Source organism: Thermogemmata fonticola (genome assembly GCF_013694095.1).
GTDB classification, from domain to species: domain Bacteria; phylum Planctomycetota; class Planctomycetia; order Gemmatales; family Gemmataceae; genus Thermogemmata; species Thermogemmata fonticola.
On record NZ_JACEFB010000010.1, the window covers coordinates 1 to 16,649 of the forward strand.

A 16,649-nucleotide genomic window follows, 5' to 3' on the forward strand; every position below is an offset into this window, starting at 1 on the left:
GGTGGGGAAGCGGTCCGGGTGGCTGGAGGGGTCATCCACGACCGAGACAAACAAGACGGCACGGGCAACCGGCAGGGGTAGGCGTGCCTACCAATGGTGGATGCCCTTGGGATGCGGCCCGATGCCGGACATCTTGTCGTAGGCCGAGGCGTCGTTGATCTCGGCCAAGGGGAGGGCGACTTCGATCAGTTTCTTTGGTTTACCTGTGGGAGTCATCGCTTCGCACCAAACGAACGGATGCTGGGAAGACCTGGAATGTTCCCTCCTTGTTGATCATGTCGGCGAGCTTCTGCCCGGTCAGCTCGAGCGGTTCGCCGTCGGCGCCTTCGACGACAAGGGAGTAATCGCCAGGCCGCTCGCGGAGGAGAAGCCAGACGTCGTACTCAAGCTCGAGTGGCTCTCGTTCGAGACAGGCCGCTTCCGGCCACAGGTAGCGGGCCGGGCCGCCGTCGCCCGGGCGGAGCACCCACGGAAAGCGCTCGCCGTTGGTGCGGTGCAGCGTCGCGCCGTCGGGGCGGACGAAACCGCCGGACCCGTCGGAGAGGAAGCCCAGCGCGTTGGCATACCGCTCGATGAGGAGCGTCTTGGCGTCGCCGGCCGCGCGCGGCAGCCTGCGCTGGCGTCGCCGGGACACGGGCTCTCCGTCCTCAGAAGCCTCGTCTCCTTGGTCGAATTCTGACGCCGGAATCGCTGTCGTCAAGGCGTCTGCCCGACTACGCGACGGCGCAGCCACCTGGACCGGGACGGGAAGGGCTCCCTCGCGTCCTTCTTCCGGCTCGCGGCCGCCAGGGAGGGACCGGTCGTCAAGGGGCTCGAGGTCGAAGTTCTCCTCCAGGTAGGTGCGGACGAGCGCGGGATCGCGCTCGTAGCTGTAGAAGAGCGCCTCGCGGATGTCGGGGCGACCGAATCGCTGGGCCAGCGCCGCCGGCACGCAGCGCGCCATTTTCGCTCTGGGGAGGTCCTGCACGGAGAGGGTGCGGCCGTCCCAGAAGGTGTCGGCCTCGCGAGGGTCGCCGGCGGGGTTTCCGTCGAGATAGGGGATGACCCTGAGCCCGCTCACGATGCGGACACGCGTTCCGGCGAGCTCGCGTGCCAGACCGCGCACGCGCGCCGTTTCCACTTCCTCGGCGAACCGGACGCGGGCGAGGGTTTCCCCGAAGGCGGTGAGCCATGCGGGCGTCCGAGCGGCTTCCTCGCGCACGCCGGGCTGATCGGCGAGCCGCTCTTCGAGGGCATCGGTGAGGCGGGGAACCTCGCTGAAGGGCGGCGAAGCGGAGACCGCGCTCCCCAGCATGCGGAGATCGGCGACCTGCCGCCGAACCGGCTCGAACAGCCGGTCGTACGGGAAGGCGGCGGAATCGGTCGCTGCGTAGCGGAGCTGTTCGAGCGGCACCCACTCGCCGGAGAGGCTGAGCCAGCAGCCGACCTGCTCCCAGACGGCGGCAGGGAAGCGGCGGAGCGTCGCCCGGAGGCGCTTCTCGTCCGGATCGGGGAGGCGTCCGCCGACGGGGAGGCTGCGGACCCAGGCCACGATGTGTTCCACGGTCGGCCGCGTCTCCACCCCGACCTTCGTCCACAGGGTGAGGCCGCGCACGCGCTCCCAGACGAGAGGCACCTCAGGGGGGTCGCCCTCGCCGAGTTCGAGGAAGACCCCGCGGGCAGTTTCCCAGGTCCCGCTCGTGCTGTAGATGAGCTTCCCGGTCCTGAACCGCTCCCGGACGCGTTCGAGGTCCTCCCGGGAGCACGTTGCCACGAGGTCGTCCAGCCGTCGGTACAGCTTTTCGAGCTCTGCAGCCGGAGGGCGCTGCGCCTTGGCCAGGGCTTCCAGGCGGACGATCAGCCATTCCGGGCTGGGCGGCTGCGTGCTCACTCCGAGGAGGTCGAGGAGGTCGGCGGTCTTCTCGCTGTCCATCGTCCGTTCGACGAACGGCTCGATGCCGATGAAGGGTTCGGTCTGCGGCGTGCGGCGGAGGAGCGCGGCGGGCAGCCGGCAGAACCCTTCGGTATCGCGCAGGCACGGCTTCTCGCGGAGGCGGAGGATCCAGCGTGCGGGGATGCGTTCGCTGACGACCGGGCGCTCCCTCCGAGAGGTGCTCACCTGGAAGGCGCGGGCGGAGAGGACGGCGTCGCCGGCGGCGATCTCCTCCGCCACGAGGTCCAGGATCGCCGCCCAGATTGCCGGCTGTTCGCCCTCGCGCTCCTCCCAGTAGCGCCAGTACTCTTCTCGCCAATCATAATCTTCGATTACAAAATCGTGGGTAACATACCGGTACTCCAAATTTCCAGAGATGCCCCGTCGAGCGAGCTCCTCCTCGATGAATTGCCTCCCGTACACCCACCTCTTTTCATTTGATGGAAGCGGAAACCTCCGCACGCCCGCCTTGCCGCTCCGCAGCCACTCCCGCCACTCCGGTGCCGAGCAGAAGAGTTCGGCGCTGTAGTCGTCCGAAAGCAGCACCTCCCGCGCGGCGGGAGGCAGGAGATCCTCGACCGTACCGTCCGGGTCGTACAGGACCTCTTCCGGATTGCGGACGGCTCCCGACCGGGTGATGTAGCGAAACGATTTTCCGACCCTTACGCCCCACTTCGCCGCGAGCTGCGCGAGGGCGACCGCTGAGGTATGGTCGACGACCGAGCCTGCAAAGAGCGTCTGTGCTGCCAGGTCGATGGCCTTGGCGCGGTCCGTGGGCTCGTCGAGCCCGAGGTGCTCCAGGACGTCTCGGGCCCTCCGGCGCGTGTCCTCGTCGATGTCGGCCTGGGCGTCTCCCGCTGGAGCGTCCCTTCCGAGGTACTGCCCCAGCTCCCGGTCCATGATGTTCACCAGCTTCGACAAGAAGGCGTGCTCGTCCGACGAGCCGAGGCTGCCGCTGCGATCGAGCCGCAATACCTGCTCTGCCGCCAGGAGGGCCTCGCGGCCCTCGACCGGCACGATCCGAAGCTCCTTCGGCTGCGGCAACCACCAGCGCCGAATCGGCTCCCAGAGGAACGCCCAGAGCTGCACCACCTGGGCGAGGGAGTCCGGGCGAGGCGGGCTGGTGTAGCGGACTCGCTCGACGAAGTCGTCAACGCTGTAGGTTCGTACGGCCCGCCGCTGCGCGAGCTCCGCCGCCGCCTCCTCCCCGATGTGCTTCGATGCGACCGGCGTCCCCGCCCTGGCGAACACCGCCGCCACCTGAGGCCCGGACCAGACGTCGAGCAGCGGCGCGGGGACGGCGATCGCCTCCCCTGCTCGGGCGAGCTCGCCTTCCGTGGTGAGCACGTACGGCTCGCCCCTGATTCGCTCGTCGAAGGCGGCGCGGACTGCCGCGGCGCAGCTCCCCGCCAGCGTTCCGCTGCGGGTTTGCGCGGTACTCGGCAGGAGGGAGTACGCCCGCGCTCGCTCCTCCTCGGGAAGCTCCGCGCGCTGCAGCCATGCCAGCATCGTCTCGGCGGCGAGCCGCCCGATCCGGCGGAGCAGCCACCGGTTGGTGGGAGAAACCTCCGGATCCTTGATTCCGGTCCGCCCAGGGTCTTGGACGAAGGGCCCGTTGCAGGCGAACGGGAGCGGGGGCTCGACCCCGGTGGGGAGGACGGCGAACAATCCCCCGTCGGCGCCGAGGGCGATCTCCACCCGGCACGGCGGGAACGGCGCGAGCTCCTCAGCCTCCCGGAGCAGGCGTTCCTCCTGAAGCTCGGCGAGCGCTTCCTGCGGGAACGGCTCCTCCTCCGAGCGGATCAGCAGGACGCGCGTCCGGGTCCCAGGCAGCGTCAGCCACTCGCTGTTGGCCGTCGGGCCTGGGCCGTCGCTGCTCCAGCGAAGATCGCTTCCCTCGATGCGAAGGCGCCGCACGTTGCGGAGGAAGAGCAGCGAGAGCGGCGCGTCGATCCAGGTCCGGATTCTCTCTTCGAGCTCTTCCCGTACCAACTCGTCCCGCAAGGGGACGCGGATGAGCGTCCTTCCATCGCCGCTGATTCCGTCCTCCAGCCACTGCGGCTCGGTGAACCGCGACCGATGGAAGCGAACGGCCAGGGTCGGAGAATATACCTCGACGGCGTCGCCCAGGCTGAAGACGCTACGGAACCCGATGCCCCGGAACCCGATGGTGTGTAGGTGCCGCTTGTTCGAAAACCCGAACCGGCACAGCGATTCGAACTGTTCCTCGGTGAAATCCTTGCCGTTGTGTTCGAAAACGAAGGCACCCTCCTCGATCCGGACGCTCGCCTCGGTCGCACCCGCGTCGTCGGCGTTCTGGATGAGCTCCGACAGGACATGGCGCGGGCTTTGCACCTGCCGGAAGAGCTGGTGCCATGGAGCAGCTAATTCCGAGTCCCGCTCCAGTTGGTCCCAGCGCTCTGTGGCCTTGCGACGGACCCGCTCGAAGTAGGGCGGCGGCTGGGTCATGACGGCATCTCCCCCCGCTGCAGGAGGCTCGCGAAATCGTAGTTCACGCTCGTGACGCCGAAGTCCGGCTCTCGCTGGAAGGGGCGGCGGACGTAGTGGACCCGGTGGCCCCCCCCATCCAGGAACTCCACGATGGCCAGGATGTAGTCGTCGGGCTTGTTCAAGGCCGTGAGGACCTCGTTGCGGGTCACCGAGATGACCTCGGCTCCGCTCTCCCGGCCCTTGACCTCGATGAACCGGAGCCGGCCGGTTCGCGGGTCGCGGCTCTCAATGTCGTAGCCCACCTGGTCCGCCTCCCGGTCCACAGGCTCATAGCCCAGGCGCCGCTCCACCTCCATGACGATAGCTCGAGCGCGGGCGGCCACCGCCAGTCGGTCGGCCGTGTCTCCGGCCGCAGGAGCCGCACGGCCGGTCATCTGCGCCAGCAGCCCGGCCGGGACCACCACAAAGCCGCCCACCACCACCGGAGGGGCGGCCGAGATCTGCGCCTCGCGGTCCAGCTGCTCCATGCGCCGCTGCAGGCGGGCATCGAGTTCGTTAGCCCGACGGCGCGCCTCCTGCCAGTTCAGGCGGGCATTGGGCTTTCCGGCTTCCTCCTGCAAGCGCAGCTCCTCGGCCCGGTGGTCCCAGTAGGCAATCTCCTTGGTCAGGCGGTCCTTCACCGCGGCCCGGGTTTTCTCGATCCACTCCAGCCGACGCGCTCGGACCTCCTCCAAGTGCTCGGGCACGAGGCGGGCGACCGCGTACTCTAGGGCGAGGGCTTCCAGTCCTTCCCCGATCCACGCGCACTCCGGTCGCACCAGGACGGCCTCCGGCCTCGGCTCGTCCTCCCGCAGGGGCCGGTAGTCCAGGTAGGGCGCGTAACCCAGGTTCCGGACGTTCCCGTGCCGGTCCACATCCACGTACAGCATCCGGCGTGAGACCACCCGTCGCTCCCCGGAGGGCGTGAGGCTCGCGTCCTGGACGGCGTGCTCCAGGTAGAACACGAGCCGCGGGCTGTCCGACGGGTCACGGTCGTCCACGAGCATCGTCCCGCGACGGAGGAGGTCCCGGTGGCGCTCCAGGGTGAGGTCGATTACCGCGTCCAGAAGCGGATGGCCGGGGCAGATGAAGGCGGCCATAGGTTGGGCCGGGGGAGCGATGAGGTCCTTCTCGAAGGTGATCCGCTCGTAGCGGGACAGGACCGGTTCGCGACCTCCGATCTCCCGGTCGCGCTGGCGGACCACCGCGGGCACGTGGGTCACCTCGTAGCGCCTCGGCTCCCGCAGGCAGACGGTGCCGGCCAGGCGCCGGAACGCTTCCAGGAAGAACGACTCGATGTAGTGGGGCTGGAGCCGCCGCGCCTCGGCCCGCTGCATGTCCTCCTGGATCCGGCGCAGCCGGGGTTCGTCCATCACCTCGTGGGCAAGGGCACGCTCCTCCACGAGTTCCTGCAGCCGCCGCACGTCCAGAGCCCCTTCCACGGCCCGCGTGAGCCGATCCCGGACCTCGGGCCGCTCGCCGCACCGGATGGCCTCGATGAGGAAGTCCTTAAGGGGACGACCCTCGAACCGTAGTTTTCCGAGCACGTCGAACACCCGTCCACCCAGGGCCTTCCGCGCCTCCTCAAGCTTCCTGAGCAGGGTCAGGTAGACGTCGCCCTCCCGGGTCTCCATGGCCACGAGGTTCCACAGGTGGCAGACCTCGTTCTGACCGATGCGGTGGATGCGACCGAAGCGCTGCTCAATGCGGTTCGGGTTCCACGGGAGGTCATAATTGACCATGAGGTGAGCGCGCTGGAGGTTGATGCCCTCGCCCGCAGCGTCGGTGGCCACGAGTACCCGGACGGTGGGGTCATAGAGGAACGCCTCCTGGGCTTTGCGCCGCTCCTCCCGCCCCATACCCCCGTGCATGTACACCACGGCCTCCGCCTGGCCCATCAGGGTCCGGACCCGCTCCACCAGGTAGTTCAGGGTGTCGCGGTGTTCGGTGAAGATGACGAGCTTCTGGTGGGGCGAGGGTGCTGGCCGGGGAGCCTCGCGGTAAGGCGCGGACCCCTCCCGCACTTGCCCCGCGAGGGCCGCAGGGGTGAAGACAGTGTCCAGGAGGTCGGCCAGCTCCCGCCACTTGCGGTCTTCGCCGCTGCGCCGGACCTGTTCTGCGAGCGATTCCAGGCAGCGGAGGGTGGCGATCTCAGCCCGCAGCTCCTGGGTGGTCCGGGCGGCGGTGGCCTGGTCGAGGACCTCCTCCTCGGCCTGCTCCAGGTCCTCTTCCGGGGCGTCCTCCAGGTCTTCGATCTCCCCCGGGTCCAGGGTCGGTGCTACTACTGCGGTGCCCCGCTGCAGCAGTTCCAGCTCTCGGAGGCGCTTTTCAAGCCGCTCCCGGCGCCGTCGGAGGGACTGATAGATGGCTTCGGGAGAGGAAGCCAGCCTGCGCTGCAGGATCGTGAGGGCGAACCCGACGGTGCCCGCCCGACGTTCGTCGTCCAGGGCGTCCGCCCGGTTAAACTCCTCCCGGACGTAGTCCGTGACCTCCTTGTACAGCCACGTTTCGAGCTCCGAGAGCCGGAACGGCACCGTGTGCGCGAACCGCTCGGGGAACAGCGGCGTCCCGTCGAACTTCACCAACTCTTCCTTGAGCATCCGCCGCATGAGGTCGGAGACATCGACCTGATGCACGCCGTCCCGAAAGCGGCCCTCGAACCGGTCGCCGTCCAAAAGAGCCAGGAAGAGCTGGAAGTCCTCTTCCTTGCCGTTGTGGGGTGTAGCTGTCAGCAGGAGGAAGTGCCGGGTGAGGCCGGACAGGAGCTGGCCAAGCTTGTACCGCTTGGTGTACCTGACCTCGCCGCCGAAGAACGTTGCGGACATCTTGTGGGCCTCGTCCACCACCACGAGGTCCCACCGGCACTCCGGCGCGGCGAGTTTCGCCTGGACCGACTCGTCGCGGGCGGACTTGTCCAGCCGCACGATCACGAGGTCGTTCTCCAGGAACCAGTTGCCGGTGCGGGCGGCCTCAAGCTTGTCGTTGGTGGCGATCTCGAAGGGGAGCTGGAACCGGCGGTACAGCTCGTCCTGCCACTGCTCGACGAGATTCCCGGGACACACGATGAGGCAGCGCTGGAGGTCCCCCCGCACCATGAGCTCCTTGATGAGGAGACCCGCCATGACGGTCTTCCCGGCTCCCGGGTCGTCAGCGAGGAGGAACCGCAACGGCTGCCGCGGGAGCATCGCCTCGTATACGGCGGTGATTTGGTGCGGCAACGGGTCGATGACCGAGGTATGCACGGCGAGCAGGGGATCGAACAGATGCGCTAGGCGAATGCGGTGCGCCTCGGAGACCAGACGGAAGAGGGCCCCGTCTCCATCGAAACTCCAGGGGCGGCCGGCCTCCACGACCTCCAGCCGGGATTCGTCGCTCCGATAGAGGAGAATGTTGTCGACCCGGCCAGTGGGGTCCTTGTAGGTAAGCTCCACAGCCTGGCTCCCATACCACTGAACGTTGATCACTGTAATCAATGTGTGGGGCAGAATTCCCCGTACCACAACGTGAGGTTGCAGGCTCTCAAGAGGCGCCATGGTCGATCTCAACACAAGTGAAAGCGTGTGTTATCAACAGATTCCTTTTCGAGCAAAAGCCTAAACTGCTTCAGAGCCACCCCAGAGATGGGTTGCATGGCAATAAATTCAATTCGTCTGTTTTTATCATACCCTGCCACTTATCATGCGCAAATAAAATGAGGCAAGTAGCCATCATTTACTCCAGTTCCAGATCAAAGTGTACTGCGTTCAGAGTAACGGCTTGGCAACAGGAGTGCATAGCAATTCTCTGTCCGTCTAGAGTGCCATATACCCCGATGCTTCAAAAGGTACGTCATATTACCCCCAGAGGTTAGACTCAATCCACCGTTTGGGGCAAAAAGTTGCAGTTCCCCTGCCGCTAGCAGTTGTGCCAGTGTAGGGACCTCGACAAGGGACGAGGACGATCGCCTCCTTGGCTTGTTTGATTAGACGGTGTTTCAAAAGTCATGCGGTTATCCGCCTCAACATGTGCAGGAGACTAGTGCAGGGAGGCCATCGCTTCGCTGGATACAACAGTGTGCTCGTGATCGCGTGCAAAACATCCTAGAGACTGTTTCAAAACCGCCGTAAGGCCAGATGAATGAAGCTCAAGTAGACCAGACCCACGTACATGAACGAGTCATAGCACCAACGAACCGCAAGGCCGCGGTCACCGTGAAGCCAAGCATGGGTCCGCTCGATCAACCACCTCCGCCGGTATCGCCGCAGCCGACGGCCATCGTTCCGCGACGGCCGCGACCGGTTCCGACGGTGCGGAATCACCGGGACCAGCCCCGCGGCCTCGATCTCGTCCCGCAACGCGTCCGCGTCGTGGCCCTTGTCGGCGATCACGGGCGTGCCGGCGGGCACCTCCAGCGGGACATCTTTCAGGGCCGGCAACAGCAGCTTCGGCTCAGACACCGCGGCGCCAGCGGCCGCCAGACCCAGGGGCAGGCCCGTGGCGTCGATGACGACCTCCAGCTTCATCCCTTTGCCAATCTTGGTTTTACCGACGTCGTCGCCCCTTTTTTGGCGCGGATGAACGTCGCGTCGGCGAACAGTTCGCTGAGGTCCACCCGACCCAGTTCGGCGAGTTGCTCGACCAGCACGGCCTGGATGTCTTCCAGGATTCCTTCGCGGGCCCACTCCCGCAGGCGTCGCCAGCAGGTGCTGCCCGAGGGCAGGTCGGGAGGGATGTCCTGCCAGCGTGCTCCCGTGCGGAGCAGCCAGAGTAGCCCCTCCAAGCACTCCCGGTCGTCGGCTCGTGGCCGACCGCCTTTGGGGGAGGGGGGGATGCTGCGGCAGCAAGGGGGCGATGCGTTGCCATTGCTCATCGGTCAACACGCGTTTGGTCCTCCGTGACATGATCGGCTCCTTTCACCGATCATTAGAACAACATCACCGCTCCCAGCCAATACCCAGTTTTGAAATGATCTCTACGCAGGAAACCAACGACCCTGGCAACGTCATGCTTCGAGCCGATCCGCATGTACGCTCCCAGCAGATCGCTGAGTCCGGGAAAAGGAGTTTCCTCGAACCAATCCTCATCACCGCTTGCAAATACAATCCTCCGCCGTGCTGGCGGCGGGGCCTTAGCAACCACAGTCCTCAGCACATATTCAATTTGCGGCAAGACCTCAGCGGATTGTCTTTCAAGCTCTAGTCTTGCAAGATTAACTTGCAAACATTGCCTATTGGGATCTATGCGACGATAGTACAGCGTGTCGTATATCAATTTTTCAATCTCATGTGAAGTCATTGCTTTTCTCCCCACTGTTAGGGTGTAGCCAGATTTTCTGGGGGTTCTCTGCCGGGCAGCTCTGCTAGTCTGGGGAAACACCTCGCGGGTTCAGCCCCCACCCCCAGAGAATCTAGTTACACCCGAGGCGGAGGGTGCAACCAGATTTTCTGGGGGTTCTCTGCCGGGCAGCTCTGCTAGTCTGGGGAAACACCTCGCGGGTTCAGCCCCCACCCCCAGAGAATCTAGTTACACCCCGGTTTTGCGAACTGTGCGAAACCCTTGATGACCTACTTTTTGATAAGCTACTACCAAGTAAAGGATTGATCAGTAGCCGGGCATACGACGCAGGCCGGAAGACGAACTTCAACCCCCCTTCGTAGCCGTTGCTCTCCCCAGCCACGTAATAGCGATAATAGCTTGTGCCCAGAATTGCCCCTGCCGCATCCCGGAGCACGACTTTCTTCAAATCCCCGGCGCTGCCGTGCGGCTCGACGCCGTCGTAGTAGATGTACTCCGCCTGCCGGATGACGCTCCACGCTCCCTCACCCTCCCGGCGACGCTGCGTGATCGAGGCAATCCGCCCCGCATTCACCCCCGCCGGAATGTAGCTGAACAGATACGACTCGGTCACCGTTACTCCGTCCACCTGACCCCAACGCTGCACCTCCTCAATCCGCCCATCCTCCCGCACCGAGGTCACCTCCGTGACATTCCCCCGACTGTCCTCAAAGCGAACAAACTGACCCCGCTGCTGCACCGGACGACTCGCATCAAAATCCCAAAACCACACCCGACGGCCATCTGGTGTGATCCACTCATACCGTCCCGTGACCGCATCATACACCAGACTCTCCAGCACGCCCCCGCGGCCCACATACGCACCATCTTCCCGGCGGTCATAAACCCACTGGAGTGCCCCACCCCGCACCACCGTGAGCACCTCACTCCCCGTGAGAGGATCCACCTCCCGAATCAGTGACGGCGTCTCGGCAATGATCCAGCCCCGACCCACATTTTGACCCTGACTATACGCCCCCTCGTTGGTCCAACTGCGGCTCACACCCCACACTGTCCCAAAACTCGAACTGGCTAGAAGTCATCTCATAACTAGTTTCGCAGCAAGAGGAGGATGCAGGCAAGCTGCACGAAGCCGAGGTAGTTGACCCGATGGCGCTCGTAACGAACCACCAGCCGTCGAAAGTTGCTCAACCAGGCGAACAAGCGCTCGATCTTCCAACGCCGCTTGTAACGGCGCAGCTTACGGCCATCCTGGGTGCGTCGCTGGCGTCGGTTGCCCCGGTGGGGCGCAATCATCTCGATCCCACGTTCAGCCAAGCGGGTGTCCAGCGGGTCGCTGTCATAAGCCCGATCGCCGATCCGTTTCCTGGGCTATTCGGGGGCGAAGCAGGCCGCCAGCGTGTGCTCAACGAGCGTCACTTCGTGCGGGCGAGCACTCGTGACGCCTACGGCGATCGGAAAACCAGTGCCGTCTGCCACTGCCATGAGCTTCGTCCCTTTGCCCCGCTGGGTCTTTCCCACTCCATCGCCCCCTTTTTCGCGACCCCGAAGGTGCCATCGATGAAGCCCTCCTGGAGATCGAGGCCTCCCCGCGCCTTCCGGTCTTCCGTCAGGGCGTGCAGGATCGCCTCCATGACCCCTATCCTCATCCAACGCCGGAAGCGGCGATGGCAGGTCTGGTGTAGGGGATATCGCTTCGGCAAGTCTTTTCCACGGCGCAGCGGTGCGCAGCATCCCCAAGATGCCGTTCAGCACCTCCGGGGGATTCCTCCCGGTACGGCCCCGCCTGCCCATCGGGAGACGCTCCTTTTGGGGCAAGAGTGGCTCTAACACCGCCCACTGTTCGTCTGTCAGATCCATCGCTCACCTTCATCATCGTAGTGATCATAGTATACACCAGTCTCATGTATTTATGAGATAACTTCTAGTCAGGACCGGTCCCCAGAGAGACACATCCTCTGGGAACATGCTGGTCACTACCTTATTCTGCACACGGGCCGGGCAGCATAGTGGTAACAGTGGCTAGGGGAGAATGCCTGGCGCCTGAATGTTTAGGGTTTGCTCTCCGGGCTTGCTTGTTGGTGGGGTCATCGGATACGAGGAGATGAAAGCATGGCCGAAGTCATTACCCCCCGCGCTCAGGATTATCCGCAGTGGTATCTGGATGTGGTCAAGCAGGCGGGACTGGCGGACAACTCCGACGTTCGCGGGTGCATGGTTATCAAACCGAATGGGTACGCCATTTGGGAGAAGATGCAGCGGGGTCTAGATCGCCTGTTTAAAGAGACCGGGCATGTCAATGCCTATTTCCCGCTTTTTATCCCTCTGAGTTATTTGGCACGAGAAGAGGAAATGGCCGAGGGGTTTGCCAAGGAGTGCGCTGTCGTCACGCACTATCGATTGAAGGCGGAGAAAGGCGGACGGCTGGAGGTGGATCCCGAGGCGCGGTTGGAAGAACCGCTGGTTGTTCGCCCGACTTCGGAAACCATCATCTGGCACACCTACAAGAAGTGGATTCAGAGCTATCGGGATTTGCCTTTGCTGATCAATCAATGGGCTAATGTGGTCCGCTGGGAAATGCGAACACGCCTGTTTCTGCGCACGGCGGAGTTTTTGTGGCAAGAAGGCCATACGGCCCACGCTACCCAAAAGGAGGCCGAGGAGGAAGCCCACCGCATGGTGCGAGTTTACCAGAAGTTTGCGGAGGAGTATATGGCCATGCCCGTGCTGGTGGGGCCGAAGACGGAAGGGCAGAAGTTTCCCGGCGCGGTGTACACTCTGTGTATCGAAGCGATGATGCAGGATGGCAAGGCGTTACAGGCCGGTACCAGTCATTTCCTGGGCCAGAACTTTGCCAAGGCGTTTGATGTTACCTTCACCAACGAGCAGAACCAGCAGGAGTATGCGTGGGCGACCAGTTGGGGTGTGAGCACGCGTCTGATCGGGGGTTTGATCATGACCCACTCGGATGACCAAGGTCTGGTGGTTCCTCCCCGGTTGGCACCGATCCATGTGGTGATCTGCCCGTTGGGACGGAATGAGGAGGAGCGTCGGCCCTGCCGGGAAGCAGCAGAGCGCTTGGCGCGTGCCTTGCGGGACCGGCCGCGCGACGAATTTTACGGCTATGAACCGCTCGCGGTTCACATCGATACCATGTACGACAAACAAATCGGGTACCGGGCCGCCGAATACGAAGTGCGTGGGGTCCCCGTCCGTGTGGAAATTGGTCCCAAGGATATCGAGAAAGGGGCCTGCGTCCTAGCTCGGCGGGATCGGCCTGGCAAGGAGGGGAAGCAGATGGGTGTTCCTCTGGAGGGTGCTGCCGACCAGATCGACCACCTCTTGCGTGACATCCAGAAGTCATTGTATGAGCGAGCCAAGCAATATCGGGATGCCCGCACAGTGACAGCTCGCAGTCTTGATGAGTTCCGCGATCTATTCCCCCTGCGCAGCGGCGACAGCGAAGAGCTACCGTGGAACGCCCTCAAGTTCGTATATGCCCATTGGGACGGCACGCGGGAAACGGAAGAGTGGGTGCAGAAGGAATTCAAGGCGACGATCCGCTGCCTGCCCTTCGATGGTCCTCAGGAACCCGGTCGATGCATCTTCACGGGTAAGCCCTCAGCCCGACCGGTCGTCTTCGCTCGGGCGTATTAGAGCAATCGGGGCCGCAACGGTTCCCTCCTGTTATCCTCCTGGCAAAAAAGCATGACAACAATAGAGATTGGGAAAAAGTAACGCGCCGCCGCTCCGGGAATCCCGAAGGGCGGCGCGGCCACTCCACGTACGAGAACCTCAATAACCGGCATCCGAGGTCGGCGACAAAGGAGCGGGAGACATCACCGATCCTTCGGCCTTCGCCTTGGGCGGCTGGGTTCCCGGTGCAGGAGCAGACGGATACGGCAGGCTCGGCGCAGGAAGCACATAGTCGCTAGGGTGGTAGCCGCAATCATGTTTCCCGCCAATATGCTGACAACCGGCGGCCAGTACGCCGCCGAGACAAACGCTTGCAACCAGGAGATAATATCGTTTCATGGACTGACCCATCCGTGGGATTGCCGTGGGGTTCACACAGCATCGCTGACGCAGCTCCGGAACGGTTCAGCACCAGCGACACCGGGGAAAGATAAAACGCTGCGATAGCCCGCTTCCGCTGCGAACTACCCACTCATCGAGCCGGGTCAACTCCTGCTTTCCCAACCCGACAGTTTTACCATCGGCCCAGCGTGTTGGGGGACTTCACCCTTTTTGCCCGTTCTGGCATTTGCCCTCCCTTTTATCTAGGACAACTCCAGTTTGCCAGGAGAACCCCCCCAGGGGCAAAACATGGTGACCGGAACGTTGTCCAAGAAAAGGCGAACAACCGGCTAGGGAACTGGGGTACCGGTGAGTTGTATTCCCCAAAGATCCAAGTTCAGCGGAGCAAACGGGAGGTTCGGCATGGAAGCGATCGTACTGGCTGCCGGTCAGGGAACGCGATTGCGGCCTTACACTGCCACGACTCCGAAACCTTTGCTCCCCGTCCAGGGACGGCCGATTCTGGATTGGATTCTGGCCGCTTTGCCGCCGGTAGAACGCTTGATCGTCGTCGTCCATCACCTGGCGGAACAGATCGAGGATTATCTTCGCAAGCAACGACATATTCGCTACTGGGTGAGCGTCTATCAGGAACAACCGCGGGGGACGGGGCATGCCTTGATGTCCTGCCGTCCCCATGTGGCGAGCGAGCGCTGCCTGGTAGTCAACGGAGACGATCTGATCCGTGCTGCCGATCTGACACGTTTGGCCGCCGTGCCGCAAGGCTTGCTCGTCCACCCTGTCACGACACCCCATCTGTTCGGCATCGTCTTCCGCCGCCCAAATGGTACCTTGGACCGGATCGTCGAAAAACCCACCGATCTATCGCCCCCTCAATGGGCCAACATCGGGGCCTACCTTTTCCCGCACCGCGTTTTCGACTTAGAGTTGCCTTTGTCCCCTCGCGGCGAATACGAAATCACCGATGCCGTCACCCTTTTAGCCCAGCAATACCCCTTCTATGTCGTGGAAGCCCAGGGCTGGATCCCCATCGGCAACCCGGAGCAATGGGCAGCCGCTCAGCAAGCCGACTTGACTCGCTGGCTTGTGCGGCACCTGGGTTGAAATATCCCTTGCTGCCGGGTGTTCCAAGAAGAGAGGAACGCTTACTGCGGCGGGGCACTAACCGAGGGTAAGGACGTCAACGGTTCCGGCTGTTCGTAGGTTCGGCCATTGACCGGTTGCTGATCGCGCCGCAAGAGGGCCAATTGATACAACTGCTGGCCGGCGGAGGTAGGATATTGCGCGGTGACACATGCTCGACATAACTGATCCGCCGGCAGATCGATGCACCGCGCCAGCGCATCGACGGGCAGGTAAAACAGGCTGTCCGCTCCCAATTCCTGGGCCATAGCGTCTTGCTCGGCGAGGGTGGGGGTCTTGCCGCTGAGAAAGCGTGGGGCAAACAGTTCCCCGACTGTGCTCATATCGATTCCGTAAAAGCACGGGGCGATGATAGGCGGACAGGCGACGCGGACATGGACCTCTTTGGCTTCACCTTGCTGCCGGAGGTGATGCAGCAGGCTTTTCAAGGTCGTGCTCCGCACGATGGAGTCCTCGACTAGCAACACCCGTTTGCCGGCGAGGACCTCCCGTAACGGGGTAAACTTCAGGCGGACCTTGTCCGCCCGATTGTCTCCCTCGATGAAGGTCCGGCCCACATAACGATTGCGGATCAGGCCTTCTACGGAACGCAAGCCCAAGGCGAAAGCCATGGCATCCGCCGCCGCTTTGCCGGTATCCGGTACGGGCACGACGATGGTATCTGCCGGATCGAGCGGCACACGCCCCAAAGCCTTTTCCTGGCGGGCCAGTTCTTCTCCAAGGCGGGCCCGTACAAGATACACGCTGCGCTCATCCAAGGTACTCGCCACATTGGCAAAATAGACCCATTCAAAAAAGCAATGGGCCGGACGTGATTTCCGGACATAACGATGCAGAGAGAGCCGCCCTTCACGGATCAGAATCAACTCACCGGGTTGCAGGGAGCGAATGTTGCGGAAGCCGAGATTTTGCAAAGCCACACTTTCGCTGGCGGCCCCGAAAACCGGTCCATCTATGGCATAACACATCGGGCGGATGCCCAAGGGGTCCCGCAGGACGACCATCTCACCTAGGGCATTAAGAAAGACGATGTTGTAAGCGCCATCGAATTTTTCCGCCAGGCGGGCAAAAACCTCGACCAGGTCCGGACGGCTATCCCCTCGCAACTCGTGGGCCAGATAATGCAAAATCACTTCGGTATCATTGTTGCGGGTCAAGTGGTAATCGTGATTGGCGAGGAGTTGGCGGCGGAGTTCCGCAAAGTTGGTCAATTGGCCGTTGAAAGCGAAGGCAAACCATTTCCACTTACAACCGTGGCGGCGCTCGAAGGGCTGGGCATACCGGCGATCCGTCGCTCCGCAGGTGGCATAGCGGGTATGGCCGATGGCCGCACGACCCGCGTATTCCTCCATGATGCTGGCATACTTATGCGGATGATTGAGCCGGAACGCCTCGATAACCGTTCCCACATCCTTGTAAGTATCGAGCAACTGTTCCCGCTGCGGATTGTAGGTGGTCATTCCCGCCGCCAATTGCCCTCGATTTTGTAAGTCGAGGAGCATCCGAGGCATTTGCCGCGACAGTTGCTCCGGATCGCCATGCCAGACCGACGACCGCTCGGCGTGACCCGGCAGATAATACAGCGCCGCCACGCCGCATTCATGCTGCAATTCGTCCATCACGCGTCGGCCCACATTCTGGTGAAAAATGTTTCCCCCATATTCATTCTATCGACGCTGTTCGGCTGCGACAGCGGAGATTTCCCTCGCCAAGCTCCCCCTGATTCCCAAACGGCCTATCCCACCCTAATCTTTTCACCCTTTGTTCCGGGAGTATTGCTTATACCTGCTAT

General features: G+C 63.2%; 10 protein-coding genes and 2 pseudogenes. 2 read left to right on the plus strand and 10 right to left on the minus strand.

The annotated features are described in order from the left end of the window. The 8 genes and pseudogenes from H0921_RS18545 to H0921_RS12710 form a co-directional block, all read right to left on the minus strand. Window positions 1-216, minus strand: a pseudogene (locus H0921_RS18545) (DUF1156 domain-containing protein); the annotation flags it as partial. Beyond that, window positions 200-4,381 (minus strand): sacsin N-terminal ATP-binding-like domain-containing protein, encoded by a 4,182-nt coding sequence (locus H0921_RS12680; protein WP_194538718.1) that lies wholly within the window; start codon window positions 4,379-4,381, stop codon window positions 200-202. The gene H0921_RS12680 and the pseudogene H0921_RS18545, both read right to left, overlap by 17 nt. Next, on the minus strand, window positions 4,378-7,935 hold the full coding sequence (locus H0921_RS12685) for a helicase-related protein (protein WP_194538720.1): 3,558 nt from the start codon (window positions 7,933-7,935) through the stop codon (window positions 4,378-4,380). Before H0921_RS12685 ends, H0921_RS12680 begins: the two co-directional genes overlap by 4 nt. Before the next feature lie 558 nt (window positions 7,936-8,493). Next, window positions 8,494-8,904 carry a transposase gene (locus tag H0921_RS12690; protein ID WP_194538729.1) on the minus strand — a complete coding sequence of 137 codons (411 nt, stop codon included), beginning with the start codon at window positions 8,902-8,904 and terminating at the stop codon, window positions 8,494-8,496. Beyond that, on the minus strand, window positions 8,901-9,251 hold the full coding sequence (locus H0921_RS12695) for a transposase (protein WP_194538731.1): 351 nt from the start codon (window positions 9,249-9,251) through the stop codon (window positions 8,901-8,903). The genes H0921_RS12690 and H0921_RS12695 overlap by 4 nt, the downstream gene beginning before the upstream one ends. 53 nt (window positions 9,252-9,304) lie before the next feature. Then, window positions 9,305-9,676, minus strand: a complete 372-nt coding sequence (locus H0921_RS12700; RefSeq protein WP_194538732.1) for a hypothetical protein — start codon at window positions 9,674-9,676, stop codon at window positions 9,305-9,307. Between the two features lie 202 nt (window positions 9,677-9,878). After that, complete coding sequence (locus tag H0921_RS12705; protein WP_194538733.1) at window positions 9,879-10,718, minus strand: hypothetical protein; 840 nt, start codon at window positions 10,716-10,718, stop codon at window positions 9,879-9,881. Window positions 10,719-10,765: 47 nt separating this feature from the next. Beyond that, a pseudogene (locus H0921_RS12710) lies at window positions 10,766-11,536 on the minus strand (IS5 family transposase). Between the two features lie 252 nt (window positions 11,537-11,788). Between H0921_RS12710 and proS the strand changes: the two are divergent. After that, window positions 11,789-13,333 (plus strand): proline--tRNA ligase, encoded by a 1,545-nt coding sequence (gene proS / locus H0921_RS12715; protein ID WP_194538734.1) that lies wholly within the window; start codon window positions 11,789-11,791, stop codon window positions 13,331-13,333. Between the two features lie 138 nt (window positions 13,334-13,471). Here proS and H0921_RS12720 read toward each other — a convergent pair whose 3' ends face one another. Beyond that, window positions 13,472-13,711, minus strand: a complete 240-nt coding sequence (locus H0921_RS12720) for a hypothetical protein (protein ID WP_194538735.1) — start codon at window positions 13,709-13,711, stop codon at window positions 13,472-13,474. A gap of 405 nt (window positions 13,712-14,116) precedes the next feature. Between H0921_RS12720 and H0921_RS12725 the strand changes: the two genes are divergently transcribed. Further along, on the plus strand, window positions 14,117-14,818 hold the full coding sequence (locus H0921_RS12725) for a nucleotidyltransferase family protein (RefSeq protein WP_194538736.1): 702 nt from the start codon (window positions 14,117-14,119) through the stop codon (window positions 14,816-14,818). 41 nt (window positions 14,819-14,859) lie between these two features. On the opposite strand, the gene H0921_RS12730 is transcribed toward H0921_RS12725, so the two are convergent. Continuing rightward, window positions 14,860-16,476 carry an amidophosphoribosyltransferase gene (locus tag H0921_RS12730; RefSeq protein WP_194538913.1) on the minus strand — a complete coding sequence of 539 codons (1,617 nt, stop codon included), beginning with the start codon at window positions 16,474-16,476 and terminating at the stop codon, window positions 14,860-14,862. Between the last annotated feature and the right edge of the window lie 173 nt (window positions 16,477-16,649).